The 14,243-nt window shown below is 41.5% G+C and carries 12 protein-coding genes; all 12 read left to right on the top strand.

Annotated features, from left to right (window positions below; translation table 11 throughout):
- On the top strand, nucleotides 1-1,122 hold the full coding sequence (locus tag PSE60_RS02515) for a fimbrial protein (protein WP_210837189.1): 1,122 nt from the start codon (nucleotides 1-3) through the stop codon (nucleotides 1,120-1,122).
- Between the two features lie 8 nt (nucleotides 1,123-1,130).
- Entirely contained in the window at nucleotides 1,131-1,694 is a 564-nt protein-coding gene (locus tag PSE60_RS02510) for a fimbrial protein (RefSeq protein ID WP_247605332.1), read from the top strand.
- Nucleotides 1,695-1,705: 11 nt separating this feature from the next.
- Complete coding sequence (locus PSE60_RS02505; protein WP_210837187.1) at nucleotides 1,706-3,376, top strand: O-antigen ligase family protein; 1,671 nt, start codon at nucleotides 1,706-1,708, stop codon at nucleotides 3,374-3,376.
- Between the two features lie 110 nt (nucleotides 3,377-3,486).
- Nucleotides 3,487-3,684 (top strand): DUF4762 family protein, encoded by a 198-nt coding sequence (locus PSE60_RS02500; protein WP_004907658.1) that lies wholly within the window; start codon nucleotides 3,487-3,489, stop codon nucleotides 3,682-3,684.
- A gap of 79 nt (nucleotides 3,685-3,763) precedes the next feature.
- Nucleotides 3,764-4,450 carry a thiol:disulfide interchange protein DsbA/DsbL gene (locus PSE60_RS02495; RefSeq protein WP_272664486.1) on the top strand — a complete coding sequence of 229 codons (687 nt, stop codon included), beginning with the start codon at nucleotides 3,764-3,766 and terminating at the stop codon, nucleotides 4,448-4,450.
- Nucleotides 4,450-5,403: an ABC transporter gene (locus PSE60_RS02490; protein ID WP_371031956.1), complete on the top strand. Its 954-nt coding sequence runs from the start codon at nucleotides 4,450-4,452 to the stop codon at nucleotides 5,401-5,403. Before PSE60_RS02495 ends, PSE60_RS02490 begins: the two co-directional genes overlap by 1 nt.
- Nucleotides 5,404-5,409: 6 nt before the next feature.
- Nucleotides 5,410-7,614 (top strand): peptidase domain-containing ABC transporter, encoded by a 2,205-nt coding sequence (locus PSE60_RS02485; protein WP_272664485.1) that lies wholly within the window; start codon nucleotides 5,410-5,412, stop codon nucleotides 7,612-7,614.
- The gene (locus PSE60_RS02480; RefSeq protein ID WP_272664484.1) at nucleotides 7,611-8,792 is read left to right on the top strand and encodes an efflux RND transporter periplasmic adaptor subunit; all 1,182 of its coding nucleotides are present in this window, start codon (nucleotides 7,611-7,613) and stop codon (nucleotides 8,790-8,792) included. The genes PSE60_RS02485 and PSE60_RS02480 overlap by 4 nt, the downstream gene beginning before the upstream one ends.
- Nucleotides 8,792-10,765 (top strand): ABC transporter permease, encoded by a 1,974-nt coding sequence (locus PSE60_RS02475; protein WP_272664483.1) that lies wholly within the window; start codon nucleotides 8,792-8,794, stop codon nucleotides 10,763-10,765. The genes PSE60_RS02480 and PSE60_RS02475 overlap by 1 nt, the downstream gene beginning before the upstream one ends.
- A 2-nt stretch (nucleotides 10,766-10,767) precedes the next feature.
- Nucleotides 10,768-12,180, top strand: coding sequence for an efflux transporter outer membrane subunit (locus PSE60_RS02470; RefSeq protein ID WP_272664564.1), 1,413 nt, complete (start codon nucleotides 10,768-10,770; stop codon nucleotides 12,178-12,180).
- Nucleotides 12,177-13,430: a beta-ketoacyl-[acyl-carrier-protein] synthase family protein gene (locus PSE60_RS02465; protein WP_272664482.1), complete on the top strand. Its 1,254-nt coding sequence runs from the start codon at nucleotides 12,177-12,179 to the stop codon at nucleotides 13,428-13,430. Before PSE60_RS02470 ends, PSE60_RS02465 begins: the two co-directional genes overlap by 4 nt.
- Nucleotides 13,427-14,236 carry a MaoC family dehydratase gene (locus PSE60_RS02460; RefSeq protein WP_272664481.1) on the top strand — a complete coding sequence of 270 codons (810 nt, stop codon included), beginning with the start codon at nucleotides 13,427-13,429 and terminating at the stop codon, nucleotides 14,234-14,236. The genes PSE60_RS02465 and PSE60_RS02460 overlap by 4 nt, the downstream gene beginning before the upstream one ends.
- The last annotated feature ends 7 nt before the right edge of the window (nucleotides 14,237-14,243 follow it).

Below are 14,243 nucleotides of genomic sequence, written 5' to 3'. Positions count from 1 at the left end.
ATGTTTGTCTACAACAATAAAAAACTAAAAGATATCACTATTGCTGTTGGTCTGTTTACCGTCGGGGCGTTGCCGTTATCTGCTTTAGGGGCTCCCCACGGTTCTGCTATACCGGATGGGGGAACGTATACATTCGAAGCAAGAATGAATAATCAATTGCTCGTTAATGAGAAGGATGCAGAAACAGTATTCAATTTTGATGTGGGTAATTGGCCTTATTTTGATATTTATTGCCAAAGCTATATGAAGCCGGGGGGGGTTGGGAATTCAGATCCAGATTCAGGGATGACATTTGATTTAATGTCAACCATTCCTACATCAATGCAAAACCCAGGATACCTGAACCTCAATGAATATTTTGATGTAAAAGTTGAAATTCAAATCGGGGGAAAGGTTGGCCAGAAAGTTGCTGTCCCAGTAAAGGATATGTGGAATGGGGGTTCTGACCCAATAGAGTGTACACCACCGAGAGTTAATAGCCGCGATTATGGTGTCGAGCTACGGACGGGATCGAGTGGAACGATCACGTTTAGGCTGAAAAAACCGATTATTAATGGCATTACCATCAACCAAGCGGAACTGGTACAGGTTTTTGCTAAAAAAGGCAGCCCAGCGAATGGCAGTACAGCTTATGCACCAATTCCATCAACGCGAGTCGTTCTAGGGGCAGGAATTATCACGGTTGCTGATGAGTGTACGATTAATGAAGGCAACCCAATAGATATTAATTTTCTTGATGTGGCAAACACGAGTGAACAGTTGAATGGCACTAATTATGCTCAGCCCTTTAAGATCCCAGTTAAATGTACCGGAGGCAGTTTTACGACAGGTGATTTAAATATCAAGCTGTCATTGTTGCCGGGAGCGTCAGGTAGCGCGGATTTTAACCCTGATTATTTCGGTACGTTAAAAAACGGTGTGAAACGCACAAATCTTGGCATTGTGGTGACTGATAATTTGACCGGAACCTTGGTAAGACCGAACCAAGCTTATCAAGTGCCTAATTTTATTAATAACCAAGGCACCTGGAACTTAACGGCTGCGCCAATAGCTGCGCCTGGTAGTAGCGTGGAAGAAGGTGAATTTACAAGCACCGGGACAATTCTTGCTGAATTCCAATGAGGCCGATCATGCGAAATAATAATCAGATAAAGCGTAATAAATATTTATTGTCGATTGGCTTATATTTATTAGTCTCAGGGTCGGTGAGTGCAAGTGTGATCCCGAGTAATATGGGAAGCTATTCATTCAGAGGCATGGTTGTTGCTACGCCATGTCAGATAGCACCTGGAAGTGAGAAGGTCCCTGTTGATTTTCAACAAATCTCGGTTAAAGATCTTTATAAAGAAGGCAAGTCGAAACCTTTAATTTTCTCAATTCATTTAACGAATTGTAATACGACCATATTTAAATCGGTGACAGTGACTTTTAATGGAATTGAAAATAAAAATCTTCCTGACCATCTTGCGATTAGTGACCAAAGTGAGGCAAGTGGAATCGGTATTGGGTTATTAAATTTAAATGAAACACCCATAGAATTGAATACGCCATCATTAGCGCAAAATTTGGCAAAAAATGATACGGAAATTCAATTTAAGGCTTATGTCGAGGCTGAACCAGAAGCGAGAATTAACGAAACGATTATCTATGGGAATTTTTATAGTACTGCATACTATACATTAAATTATCAATAACGAATGAAAACATGACGTTTGCAATTAAAATTAAAGATAATAAAAAAGAAAGTTATCCATGGGTGCTTTTAGGTTTTGTCGTTATATTTTTTGGCATTATATTGCATATTTATCTGCCGAATATGGGCGGAACAGGTTTGTCATTGCCATTCAATATAATTAGTGGTTTTTTTATTGCGTTTTTTATTGTGATGATTAGTATTACACAAATTAAAAATTTAAACTTATACTATTCTAAGTCGAGTAATTATATTACGATTGGATTAGTCTTATTATTAGGTTTGTGTTTTTTTGCGCCAGAAAATTACCAGTTTAATGCGTACTTGACTGCGTATTGGTTATTGGGGGCGTTGTTTTTTTATCAAGCTTTATTGCAAATAAATATTTCAGAAACTGTATTGAAAATAATTGTTTGCAGTGTATTATTTGCTGCTATTATTGAGAGTCTATATTCAATAGCACAGGTTTTTAATTTTTTTCCGATATCAGGGGATAGGCCATATGGTGTATTCCAACAAGTTAATGTTCTTTCTAGTTTTATTTGTGTTGGTATTGCCAGTGCAATAGGCATGTTTATTTTAATGAGAACTGTCACACGGTATGCGTTTGCCATTATCATTGTGAGTCTCATTTTAATGAGTATGGTATTGCCATTGTCCCAATCATTAACTGGATATTTAAATTTATTATTAATTGTTATTGTTTTTTATTTTTTCGCAACGTATCATCGTCAATATATTGTTTACTCTTTAATAGCGATTGTTATCGGTCTTATTATTGGTTATGGAATAAAAGTTAGTTTTAATATTTCTGACTTTTCTGACAGTAAATTACAAACATCACATATTAGATGGGTGCTATGGCAACATAGTTTATATCTATTTAGCGAAAATATGTTATTTGGCTCTGGGGTTGGTAGTTTTGAATCTGTATTTTTAGAGCGTTTTGGTGGTGGTTTGCTAGGAACCAGTGAAAAGGTTATTTCACATCCACACAATGAGGTATTGCGTTGGATGGTTGAAGGTGGGTTAGTTGGTTTTGCGGCAATATTGTTAGTTATTATTGGTGGTGTGCATCTACTTTATTCTTCATTAAAAAATAAAAATAACAATTATGTTTTTTTAGTTATTGCGTTACCAATTGTTTTTCATATGATGACAGAGTTTCCATTGTGGTTATCAATACCTCATGGGGTGGTATTGATATTGTTAATGCGTTGTGCCGATGTTCCAACTAAAAAATATTCATTGAATAAGTTTGTAGGGTATTTTTCGAAAACAATTATTGCGTTAGGTGGTTTATTATCCATGGGGTTGCTGTATTTTACTTTGCAAACACAGCAATATTTAACGTATATCGAAAAAACAGGGCAGCAGTATCTTCTTTCGATGAATGAGCCTGATTATAGTGAATGGAAATACTATTTAATCGATGATCGTTACAAATTGGATCTCAATATGGGGTATTTATTACGCTATAACGAGACGCAAGACCCTTATTATTTGAATTTATTTTCATCTTGGGCAGAAAACTATTCACGTTCTTGCTCAGATCTTAATGTTTATTTTTCTTGGATCCTTGTTTTAAATGAATTAGGTGAGAAAGAGAAAGCAAAAAGCGTCAAAGAAAAAGCGATTTTTTTATTTGATAATAATGAGAAATTAGAAGGATTGAATTTTTAATTATTCATGCGGTAATTTGTATATTAATTAAAAATCTAAAGGATTTATTGGTGTTAATTATCAATAAATAGGGCGTTTTATTAATTTAAATCTATATTAAAGGAAATAACATGAAAAAGTTAAATGCTATCGAAGCTGCTGCTGTAGTTGGTGGAACAAAACAAGTTTGTACTAATTCTTACGAGAGCATCACTGTTGGTGGTGTTAAATCTTGCCAATTAGTGACCACTTGTACTGATAAGCACGGTAATAAAACATACAAAGCAAAAGCTGTTGGTGCATCAAACTGTGATGTAACAGCTCCATAGTATTAAATTTGATTTTTATTAATTGATACATGGGGAGTTATCCCCATGTATTTTTCGTACCTGAATGGAATTAACTGTTATGAATACTCGTTTTAAACCAATAACTATTACACTTTATACTCTATTTGTTATTATCGCTTCTTCACTCATGACGGTTTTGTTCTATCATATTTTTGTTTTTAATACTTTTTCAAATGATGATGCACAAAGCTCTTCTTTTATTGAATTTAATAGTGAACAAGTTCTATTGAGTCCAATAAAAGAAAATAACAGCATCATAGAAGTCCTTTCTTATGGTTGCCATTATTGTGCCGTAAATCATGATAATGTCAGTCAATTCGAAAAAACACTCCCTGAGAACGTCAACTTTAAAGTCGTGCATTTAGCCATGGATAATAATCTGGGGCTTGCTGCCTATGCGCCTATTTTTGCGACATTGGAAGAGATGGGGGTGGAATCTCAATACCGTCAGGATCTTTATACCGCAGTTATCAATGATAAGCTTGATTTAGCTAATAAAGATGTCTTAAACCAATGGTTAAAACAGCACAATGTTGATTCAACCCAATATCTAAAAACCAGTGAAAGCCAAGCGGTTCAAGAACGTCTGAAAAACATGCTTGAAATTAGCAAGTTTTATCAAATTACTGGAACACCTGCATTTATTATCAATAAACGCTATGTCGTCTATCAAGACCGTGATTTTGCAGACTTTACTGCTTATATGCTTGAATTATTAGACAAAAGCAATGAGGAGTTACGGTGATCCGGTTTTGCATTGTCTGGACGGTATTTACAGCGAAAAACTGTTTGATGCCGTTTAAAAAAGGATATCAAAAACTTAATCATAGTGGACTTACCTTTTTACGGTTGTTACTGCGCCGGGGCTATATCACATCGGTATTATTTGTCTCCAATTTATTATGTCGCGTAGGCTTATTAGGTCGTCAATATCGTAATCGGAATAAAGTCGCCACGGAAAACTTTCGTAGTTTAATGGAAACGAAAGGGCATATTGATATGAGCTGGATAGCTGTTCGACGCTTCATTTTGGAAGAAGCTGCAACATGGGGACAAAACCAAAAAATCATGGCGCAAGTTCGAGTTTGTACTCTTGAACTTGATAGCATCGTTGCGCCTTTGCACCAACAAAATAAACCCGTTGTGCTTGCTCCATTGCATATGGTTTCTGATGTTTTAGCCACCATGGTTGGTGCAGGGGTGACCCCAGGCAATGCGACGGTGGTGGTTTCGTCGAGTGCAGAACAGCAAAAGTATAACGCTTCGGCACGTGAGTTAGGCCAGGTGAATTTATCATATTGCTCTATTCATCAGGGAAATAAAGTATTAGCTAGCCAGTTAATGACTGCGATGACAGAAACGGCGACAGGGCAAAAGAATATAATTGTTTTTCCTGATATCACCCCTGATTACACGGTTCAAACAGAGGAAGGGGCGTCGAGCAAATTATCGTGCCATTTATTCAACCGTGCAGCGAAGCTGCACAATGGTGTCGTGCGTTTATCCAGTGCGATTTCGGCACAGGTGGTTTTTTATCATCTGTACTACCAAAACGGTTTAAAAATCAAGGTTTATCCGCCTGTTGCAGCAAAAGATGTTGCAACTCAAATGCCCGCCATCATTGAAAATGCGGTTCGTCATTATCCCAATGATTGGCTTTTATGGCATAGCCATTCACTTTATTTTATTAGCCATTAAATAATAATGAAAAATATTATTCCAAATTTTGTTTCTCAAGAAGAAACCAATGAATGTGGCTTAGCATGTATTGCGATGTTAGCACAAACTCAAGGTCTCAATGTTTCTCTTGAAACGCTGCGAGAGGTGTATCCAGCATCGGATCATGGAACTTCTTTGATTGACCTTTCGTCCATTTTAGCTAATTACGGTGTTGCGACGACACCGGTGCTATTTGAGCACCAAGAGCTCAATAGCTTACCACTTCCCGCTATTTTACATTACGGAGCAAGCCATTTTGTGCTGCTTGCTTATCGCAAAGGAAATAACGTGTGCGTGATGAACCCTGCAATTGGGCAGCAGTGGTTACCTTTCTCTGCATTAAAAGCGGAAATTAGCGGCTATGCATTAATTTTAGAACCAGATACCGCGCTGGAAAAAATTGAATCATTAGCACCAGAAGACAGAAATGATGGGACTACAGGGAAAAAAGCTCCTCATGCAATGAGCCTGAAAGAAACCTCAGAAATTCGCGGTGTTTATTGGTTGATGATATTCGCTTTTTTGGTTTCGTTAACGCTATTTTTAATGCCAGCCATGGTGAGCAATGCGATCAACCAAGCCTTTTCCGACGCTAAAAATGCCATTTTTCCTTACGGCTGGTTCATTGTTGCCTTTGTGGTTGCAACACTATTAGCACTCGGGGTGAGAATACTAAGCGAGCGTTTCGTAAAACACTTTGTGTTGATTAAAAGCGGGGTGGGTTTTTCACGTTTATTGAGTAATCCATTGCGCTTTTTTGAAAAACGCGCACCTGGGGATGTTTTTAGCCGTTTTGTCGCTTGGCAGGGGGCCTTAACTGAAAAAATTGAGCTGGATAACGGGCTACGAACAGATTGGGTTATTTGTGCGATAGCATTAGGTACCATGTTTTGGATTGCGCCCGTATTAGCGGCTATTTCAGCTGCGGGTGTCACTGTGATGGGCTTAATTAGTGTATGGGCGATAATTCGTGATCGGTGGTATACCCAACAGTTACAGTTAAAATCAGCAGAATTAAATGACTTTTTTATGGAGACGCTGCAAGGCATTCTGACCATAAAAACAGCAGGGATTGAAAATCAGCGTAAGGCGCAATTTGCATGGTTAAGCCGTGAATTGTTTACCTGTATGCAGCGCAGAAATGTGTATCAACAAATTAAAGATGGCATCTATCAATTAACCGGTAGTTTGGAGATGGTCATTTTTATGTTAGTGGTTTTACCCATGGTGGCCAATGAGTTAATTTCTTTGGGGGATTTCTTTGCTTATAGTTTCTTGCGTCAAATTTTCACCAATTATGTGACGCGTATTTTTTATGCGATTATCCATAAGTCGCAACTGCATATTATTGATACACGCGCCCATTCTTTATTCCCTAAGAAAAGTGAGCAGGACACCGCGCCATTCCATGAAAAACACGCCGCAGCGCTAGGAAAAGCACCTCACTTATCATTCAACGGGATTCATTTCAGTTATGACCCTGCGAAACCGATTTTAAATAATGTGTCATTAGACTTACCTTCAGGCACGCAGGTTGCCATTGTTGGGGAGTCAGGGGCAGGAAAAAGCACGTTATTACGGACAATTGCGGGTTTATTCAGCCCACAGCAAGGAATATGCGAGTCCAACGGTGAGGCCGTCAGTGTGCAGCAGCTTACGCAATTGGTTTGCTTGCAAAGCCAAGAAGATATTTTATTTAATGCGACCGTCTTAGATAACATCACGCTATTTGACCCTAACTTCCGCGAAAAAGATAAAAAAAGAGTCGAAGTGCTGCTTGATAAATTGGCACTCGGTGCAGTGATTAATCAATTACCTGGTGGGGTTAATGCGTTGATAAGAGAAAGCCATGCGGCGCTGTCGCTTGGGCAACGTCAACGTTTGTTATTGGCTCGTTCGTTATACAGTGCCCGTCCTATTTTGTTATTGGATGAGCCCACTGCCAATTTGGATGAAGAAACGGCGAAAATAGTCATGGCGACCATTCAGTCACATTGCCAGAAAACGGGTAAAACATTGATTGTTGTCACTCACAGTGAAGAGCTGGCGGCTAATTTCGATGCACTTTACCGAATCGTAGATGGGAAATTAAGTCTTGAGAACAACCCCAATAAAGCCCCTTGTGTGGCAACAGGCATGCCTCAATCTGAACCTTCTTTGTTAGCGGCAATGGAAGGAACTTCCTTATGACCTCTCGCCACGTAGCACCAAAATTGGGTTTAACGACTCAACGATTACGCATTTTAGGTGGGTTGGTAGCACTACTTGTGCTGATTGTGGTGATCGGCCGTTTTGTTTGGGAATCACCCGCGCCAGCGTTGCATGAAAACGTAATTTTATCGGTGGAACGTGGCGATATTGAAAAAGTTGTCATGGTCACGGGGACATTAAAGCCCTCAATGCAAGTTAACGTAGGGGCTCAGGTTAACGGGCAAATCAAAAAACTGTATGTAAAACAAGGCGACAAAGTAGTTAAAGGGGAATTGTTGGCAGAAATCGACCCAACTATCCAGCAGTCTGAGCTCAAAAATGCAACCGCTCGGTTATCCAGTGCTCAGGCGCAAAAACGGGCTGCAGAAGCGACATTAATACAGTATATCAAAGCCTATCGGCGTCAGGTGGTGATGCAACGAGATGGCTCTGGTATTCGCAGTGAATATGAACAAGCACAAGCCCAATATGAGGCGCAATTACAGCAGGTTAATGTCAATGAGGCGTTAATCACGCAATCAGAAATGGACGTGCAAACTGCACAAGCTAACCTCAATTTTACACGGATCATCGCGCCGATTAGTGGCGAAGTACTGGGTATTGTGGCGAACGAAGGGCAAACCATCGTTTCTTCACAGACAGCACCGACCATTTTAGTGCTGGCGAACCTAGATAAAATGCAGGTTCAGACACGAATTTCGGAAGCGGATATTCAAAAAATTCGCCCAAGCCAACCCCTCACATTCTATGTGATTGCGGACCCTGAAACGCACTACGAAAGTACCATGGGGTATGTTCAACCCATTCCTCCCGAAGCTCTTGATGAAAATAACAATAATTCTGGGGGGCAACAGAACAGTGCAATTTATTACAACGGAACATTTGAGGTTGATAACACCGATCGTGCATTAAAGACATCAATGACAGCGCAAGTATTTATTCGTGTTGCACAAGCAAAAGATGCCATACGACTCCCCGTTAGTGCGCTGGGGCGAGCGGTGGGTGCAAACCAATATGAAGTGACCGTGATCAACAATCAAAAACCGGAAATTCGCACTATCAAAGTGGGGATTAATGATCGCCATTTCGTCGAAGTACTTGAGGGGATTAGCGAGGGTGAACACGTTGTTATTCAATCAGATAATGTGGCGAGTTAATGATGGCGACGACACGAAATGTATCTTTAACCCGTCCTCTGATTGAACTTCATCATGTTTACCGTGAGTTTTCAGCCGGTACGCAAACTATTCCTGTTTTGAATGATATTTCGCTATCAATTAACCAAGGAGAAATGGTCGCGATTATTGGCGCATCAGGTTCAGGTAAATCGACTCTGATGAACATCATTGGTTGTTTAGATAAACCTTCTCAAGGAGAAGTGTTTATCAATGGGATTGCGGTTCATGAGGTGAACAGTGACCAGCTGGCGGAATTGCGTAGCCAATATCTTGGATTTATTTTTCAACGTTATCACCTGATGCCCTACCTGACTGCAGAGGAAAATATTGCGATCCCAGCTTTGTATACGGCAATGCCAGAAGATGAGCGGAGCGCACGAGTTGCTTTATTAGCAGAAAAGTTAGGGTTACAAACACGCTTGGATCACAAACCTTATCAGTTATCTGGTGGGCAACAGCAGCGTGTTAGTGTCTGTCGCGCCTTGGTCAATGGTGCACAAATCATTCTTGCGGATGAACCTACAGGGGCATTAGATAGTGCCAGTGGCCACGCATTGATGGATATTTTACATCAGCTTCATCTCGATGGGCACACTGTTGTGATTGTGACCCACGATAAAAATATCGCCCAGCAAACTCAGCGAATTATTGAAATTAGTGATGGAAAAATTGTTTCTGATAAGCAGAACCAAGCGCAGACAGACACAAAACAGCGGCATCAGCTTCCTGCTGTTGAAGATAATGGCCGTGCATCGATGTGGCGCAATATTATTGAGTCCATTCGTATGGCATGGCGGGCCTTACTCGGTCATCGCATGCGTGCATTTCTGTCGATGTTGGGAATTATCATTGGTATTTCTTCGGTGGTGTCATCAATGGCCGTGGGGGAAGGAGCAAGACGCTCCATCATGGATGAAATCGGGAAGCTCGGCAGCACGACTCTGGAAATTCGCCCCGGTACTGGGTGGGGGGCTAAGCGGCCTGATATGGAGCGTGCGTTATCGTTAAATGATGTTAAAAGTTTAAAGCAACTGCCATGGATTGAGTCTGTTTCCCCCGTCGCGAGTAGCATGACGATGGTCGTTAATAAAGGCTTGGATAACTCCATCATGCTTAATGGTGTTTCAGAAGAGTATTTTGCGGCACAAGGGTTTCAGCTTTTACATGGCAGTTTATTCAGTACGCTCGATATGGCTGACAGCGAGCCCGTTATTGTATTGGATGAAGGAAGCCGAGAAGTACTTTTTCAGCCAGAAGAAGAACCGTTAGGGCAAATTGTGCAGATTGGCCATTCACCATGGCGAATTATTGGTATTGCCCGTAAACCGGGGCCCAAAATGTCGAGCGGCTTTGTTATGGGGTGGGTACCATACTCATCGTTGCAGCAACGTGTGGTCGGGGACAAACCCATTGAGTTTATTTCATTGCGCTTCCCTGAAAGCTTAACCTCTCAACAAGCTGAATTACAGGTTGAGCGTTTGTTACTACGCGAACATGGTAAAAAGGACTTTTTTATTCAGTCGGATGACCAGCTCGCCAATGCATTACAAAAAACATCCGATTCGATGTCATTACTGATCACTTCGATTGCCGCGATTTCTTTATTGGTTGGGGGGGTTGGGGTGATGAATATCATGTTGGTTTCTGTAACGGAACGAACTCATGAAATCGGGATCCGCCTTTCCGTCGGTGCGCGTCCTCAAGATATTATGAACCAATTTCTGATAGAAGCCGTGATGATTTGCTCGCTTGGCGGGTTAATTGGTATTGTCGGTTCATGGTTAACGGGGTGGATTTTCTCTTATTTCACCACTGAATTTACGATGGTGTTTACTCTGTTCCCTGTTTTATTAGCGTGCGGTTTCTCAGCTTTAATTGGTTTGGTTTTTGGTTATTTTCCTGCTCGCCGAGCTGCCAAACTCAACCCAACGGAGGCATTGGCACGCGAATGAATATCAAATCACTTTATATTATTTCTGCTTTATTTTTGCTTAATGGCTGCGGCAGTTTTACGCGTACCGAATACCAACGCCCTGAACTCACATTGCCTCAGAAGTGGGATGATAAAATACGCCAATCTGGTGCGAATGACGTGATTACGTCAGTGCAGGGGGGGAATGTTGCTGGAAATTGGTGGGATAAGTTTAAAGATCCTCAGCTATCCCAACTGATCAATCAGGTATTAGAAAATAATAATGATTTAGCCACAGCGGCAATTAAATTAAAGCTTGCGCGAAGTACTGCTGGGTTAGCAAATACCAATATAACCCCAGATTTCTCCCTTGGGGGCTCAGCAAGTAATACAAAATCTATACGCCATGGAACCTCCCCCCAAGAGAGTTATAGCTCAAATCTAACCTTAAATTATGAAATTGATTTATGGGGAAAATTGGCACGTATTCGTGAAAAGAATGAGTGGGAAGCTATAGCAACCGAACAGGATTACCATGCAACAGCATTGGTGGTTATTAATACGACGGCGCAATTATATTGGAATATTGCACTGTTAAATCAACAGGTTGATAACCTGATAGCGAGCCAAAAGATTGCAGAAAAAAGTCAGCAGCAAATTAAGTCATGGTATTTGGCAGGAAAAGTTAGCCAGCTGGATTTCTTACAATCACAGCAAACGGTGATTAGTCGAAAAAATGAATTGCGACGACTCATTAAAGAACGTGACAGTTCCCGTAATGCATTAGCGCTATTGTTAAACCGCCCTGCGGAGCAGCATGTGCGTGAGCTTAGCGCACTTAATCGAAATCAACGGATTGAAATTCTTAACGCAACACCATTGGCCGTATTAGCACAGCGTCCGGATATTCAAGCTGCCGAGTCACGTCTACGTTCCGCGCTTGCTGATTCTGACGCTGCTAAATTGAGCTTCTACCCGACACTGTCTTTGCAAGGTGCGCTTAATGCGGGTAGCCAGCTGTTTTCTCAATGGTTTAGTGACCCAACACGTGTTGTTGGGGGTTCGATTTCTTTGCCATTTATTCAGTGGAACACAGTGAAATTGACCATTGAACAATCCGATTTACAAGTGCAACAAGCTGCAGTGGCATTTCGTAGCGCGGCTTATACCGCCTTGTCAGAAGTCGATAATGCGATGGAGGCCCGTTTTGCTGCGGATGAAATTCGTCAGCAATTGCAACAGTCATTATCACTTAGCCAGCAGCGGCTAAAACTAACCAGCAGCCGTTACCGAGCAGGTGCTGTCGATTATCAAACACTGCTTAATGCGCAAGATGACCTTTTAACTATTGAGAACTCATTAGCGCAAAATCAATACGATTATCTTTATGCAACGCTACAACTTTGGCTAGCACAAGGTGGCGGTAGCGCTCGACAGGAGGACAACCCATTATGAACCAAAAATCTCACTTTAAACGCGTTGTTGTCACAGGCTATGGGGCTGTCACTCCTTTGGGGGATACGGCTTCAGCATGTTGGCAAGCGATTATGGATAAAAAGCTCGGTTATCGTTACGTTGATAAAACTGCGCAAAATATCCACAGTCATTTTTTAGGGCTTATTGATAATGAACCCAGCTTAAAAGGGGTTCCTGCGGCTATTCGTCGTCGTTTACCACGCCATACGCGTTTAGCCTTGGGGGCAGCGCGAGAAGCCATGGATATGGCCTTCGCAGGCACGCCATTAACTGATTTTTATGACCCACTGATGTGCGGTGTCATTATGGGAACGGGATGGGCAGGGCTTGATGAAAGTTATATGTCAGTAAGTGAATTTGAAGCGACAGGGATGACCTCGCCTTTCAACTGTTTTTATGCAATGCCAAATGTGACAACGGCGGCGTGCAGCCAGTTTTGGAACCTGCGTGGGTATCAAAATACCACCATCGCGGCTTGTGCGACTGGCACTATTGCGATTGGTGATGCTTTTGAAGCGATTCGTCATGGACGAGCCGATATGATGCTCGCTGGTGCAGGGGAGTCCTTGCGGACAGATTGTGCTGTATGGAATATCGATGTTCTTGGTGCTTTAACACGTGAAGCGGAAGACCCGACTCGTGCCAGTTGTCCATTTAGCGCAGATCGCAGTGGTTTTGTCCTTTCTGAAGGTGCGGCCGTGTTGTGCTTAGAAGAGCGTGAGAGCGCTATTTCTCGTGGCGCCACCATTTTGGGCGAGATTACAGGGTATGCGAATTTTTCTGATGCCTTTGATTTTACCTCACCAGCAGAAGATTGTGTTGCCCGAGTGAAAACCATTGAAATGGCTTTACAACAAGCGGGAGCCGCTCCTGAATCTCTCGATTATATCAATGCTCATGGAACCTCAACGGCTCTTAATGACTTAAATGAAACAGAATCATTGAAAAAGGCATTAGGTGCGGCAGCTTACCAAGTCCCAATATCCAGTACGAAATCCTATACCGGACATTTAATCGCCGCTGCTGGTAGCTTTGAAACCATTATTTGCTTGCAAGCGATGGCGCATGGCGTGATGCCCGCAACCGCGAACTTACATCAATCGGACCCGCAATGTGACCTCGATTATATCCCTAATGAGCACCGCATTGGTGACGTTAAGCGTGCACTAAATCTGAGTTTTGGTTTCGGTGGGGCAAATGCGGCACTGATTTTAGAGAAAGCGTCATGAGGACTTTACGCTATACCCTTGAGGATGCAAAACAGTGGGCCTCATTTTCTGGTGATGATAACCCTATTCATTTCGATCTTGAATGGGTCAAAGCAAAGGGTGGAGATCAACTGAGTGTGCATGGCATGCGTGCACTACTCGATGTGAAACAATTCGCAAGTGAATCATTAAATCACCCATTATTGGCTTCAAAAGAGGTTACCGCCCCTGAGTTTATCAAATGTGTTGTGCGGCTGCGCAATCCCCTGTGGAACGATAAAGATTATCAATTAGTTGCACGAAATAAAGCGGGGTCTGTGGCTTTACTCTCTTCTGATGAACAACAAAATTGCTTAACTTGCCAATTGTCACTCACCCCTCCACCGGTATTACATGAAATTGCGAATGAAATAATGATTTCGACCGCAGAGATAGTGAAATTGCAGTCAATATTCTCTCAGTTTTCCAACGAAATGTATGAATGGCAGTTTATTGATGCAGTTTTGTTCTGGTACTTAATTCATGATAGCTCGTTATTTGAACAACAAGAGATCGCACAATGGCTGCCGGTCGGCTCAACATTGAAAGATATTTTTTGCCGTTATCCTATCGTACAAACCCATCAAGAGGTGGTGTTTGACCGTGAACTTCTAACGAAATGGGTTCCTATCACCTCTCCTGAGCCTATTTATCTACGTATTTTACCGGCCTTAGTGATCGCGGATAGTGAGAGCGGTCGATTAGTGAGTATTAGTATCGCTGCTCGTTACAAAGAAAAAATAATAAATAATTCAATAACATTGAAAGTTAATTCAATAACTCAATAAGAATGCA

It is taken from the genome of Providencia sp. PROV174, assembly GCF_028480685.1.
Classification (GTDB): Bacteria; Pseudomonadota; Gammaproteobacteria; order Enterobacterales; family Enterobacteriaceae; genus Providencia; species Providencia rettgeri.
Note: the sequence above shows the minus strand (reverse complement) of the source record. Positions and strands in the feature narration are given on the sequence as shown.

Excerpts from the sequence above, each read along its gene's own strand:
- PSE60_RS02505 (WP_210837187.1), top strand. The coding sequence starts at position 1,706 with ATGACGTTTGCAATTAAAATTAAAGATAATAAAAAAGAAAGTTATCCA.
- PSE60_RS02475 (WP_272664483.1), top strand. The coding sequence starts at position 8,792 with ATGATGGCGACGACACGAAATGTATCTTTAACCCGTCCTCTGATTGAA.
- PSE60_RS02500 (WP_004907658.1), top strand. The coding sequence starts at position 3,487 with ATGAAAAAGTTAAATGCTATCGAAGCTGCTGCTGTAGTTGGTGGAACA.
- PSE60_RS02510 (WP_247605332.1), top strand. The coding sequence starts at position 1,131 with ATGCGAAATAATAATCAGATAAAGCGTAATAAATATTTATTGTCGATT.
- PSE60_RS02460 (WP_272664481.1), top strand. The coding sequence starts at position 13,427 with ATGAGGACTTTACGCTATACCCTTGAGGATGCAAAACAGTGGGCCTCA.
- PSE60_RS02480 (WP_272664484.1), top strand. The coding sequence starts at position 7,611 with ATGACCTCTCGCCACGTAGCACCAAAATTGGGTTTAACGACTCAACGA.
- PSE60_RS02495 (WP_272664486.1), top strand. The coding sequence starts at position 3,764 with ATGAATACTCGTTTTAAACCAATAACTATTACACTTTATACTCTATTT.
- PSE60_RS02465 (WP_272664482.1), top strand. The coding sequence starts at position 12,177 with ATGAACCAAAAATCTCACTTTAAACGCGTTGTTGTCACAGGCTATGGG.
- PSE60_RS02515 (WP_210837189.1), top strand. The coding sequence starts at position 1 with ATGTTTGTCTACAACAATAAAAAACTAAAAGATATCACTATTGCTGTT.
- PSE60_RS02485 (WP_272664485.1), top strand. The coding sequence starts at position 5,410 with ATGAAAAATATTATTCCAAATTTTGTTTCTCAAGAAGAAACCAATGAA.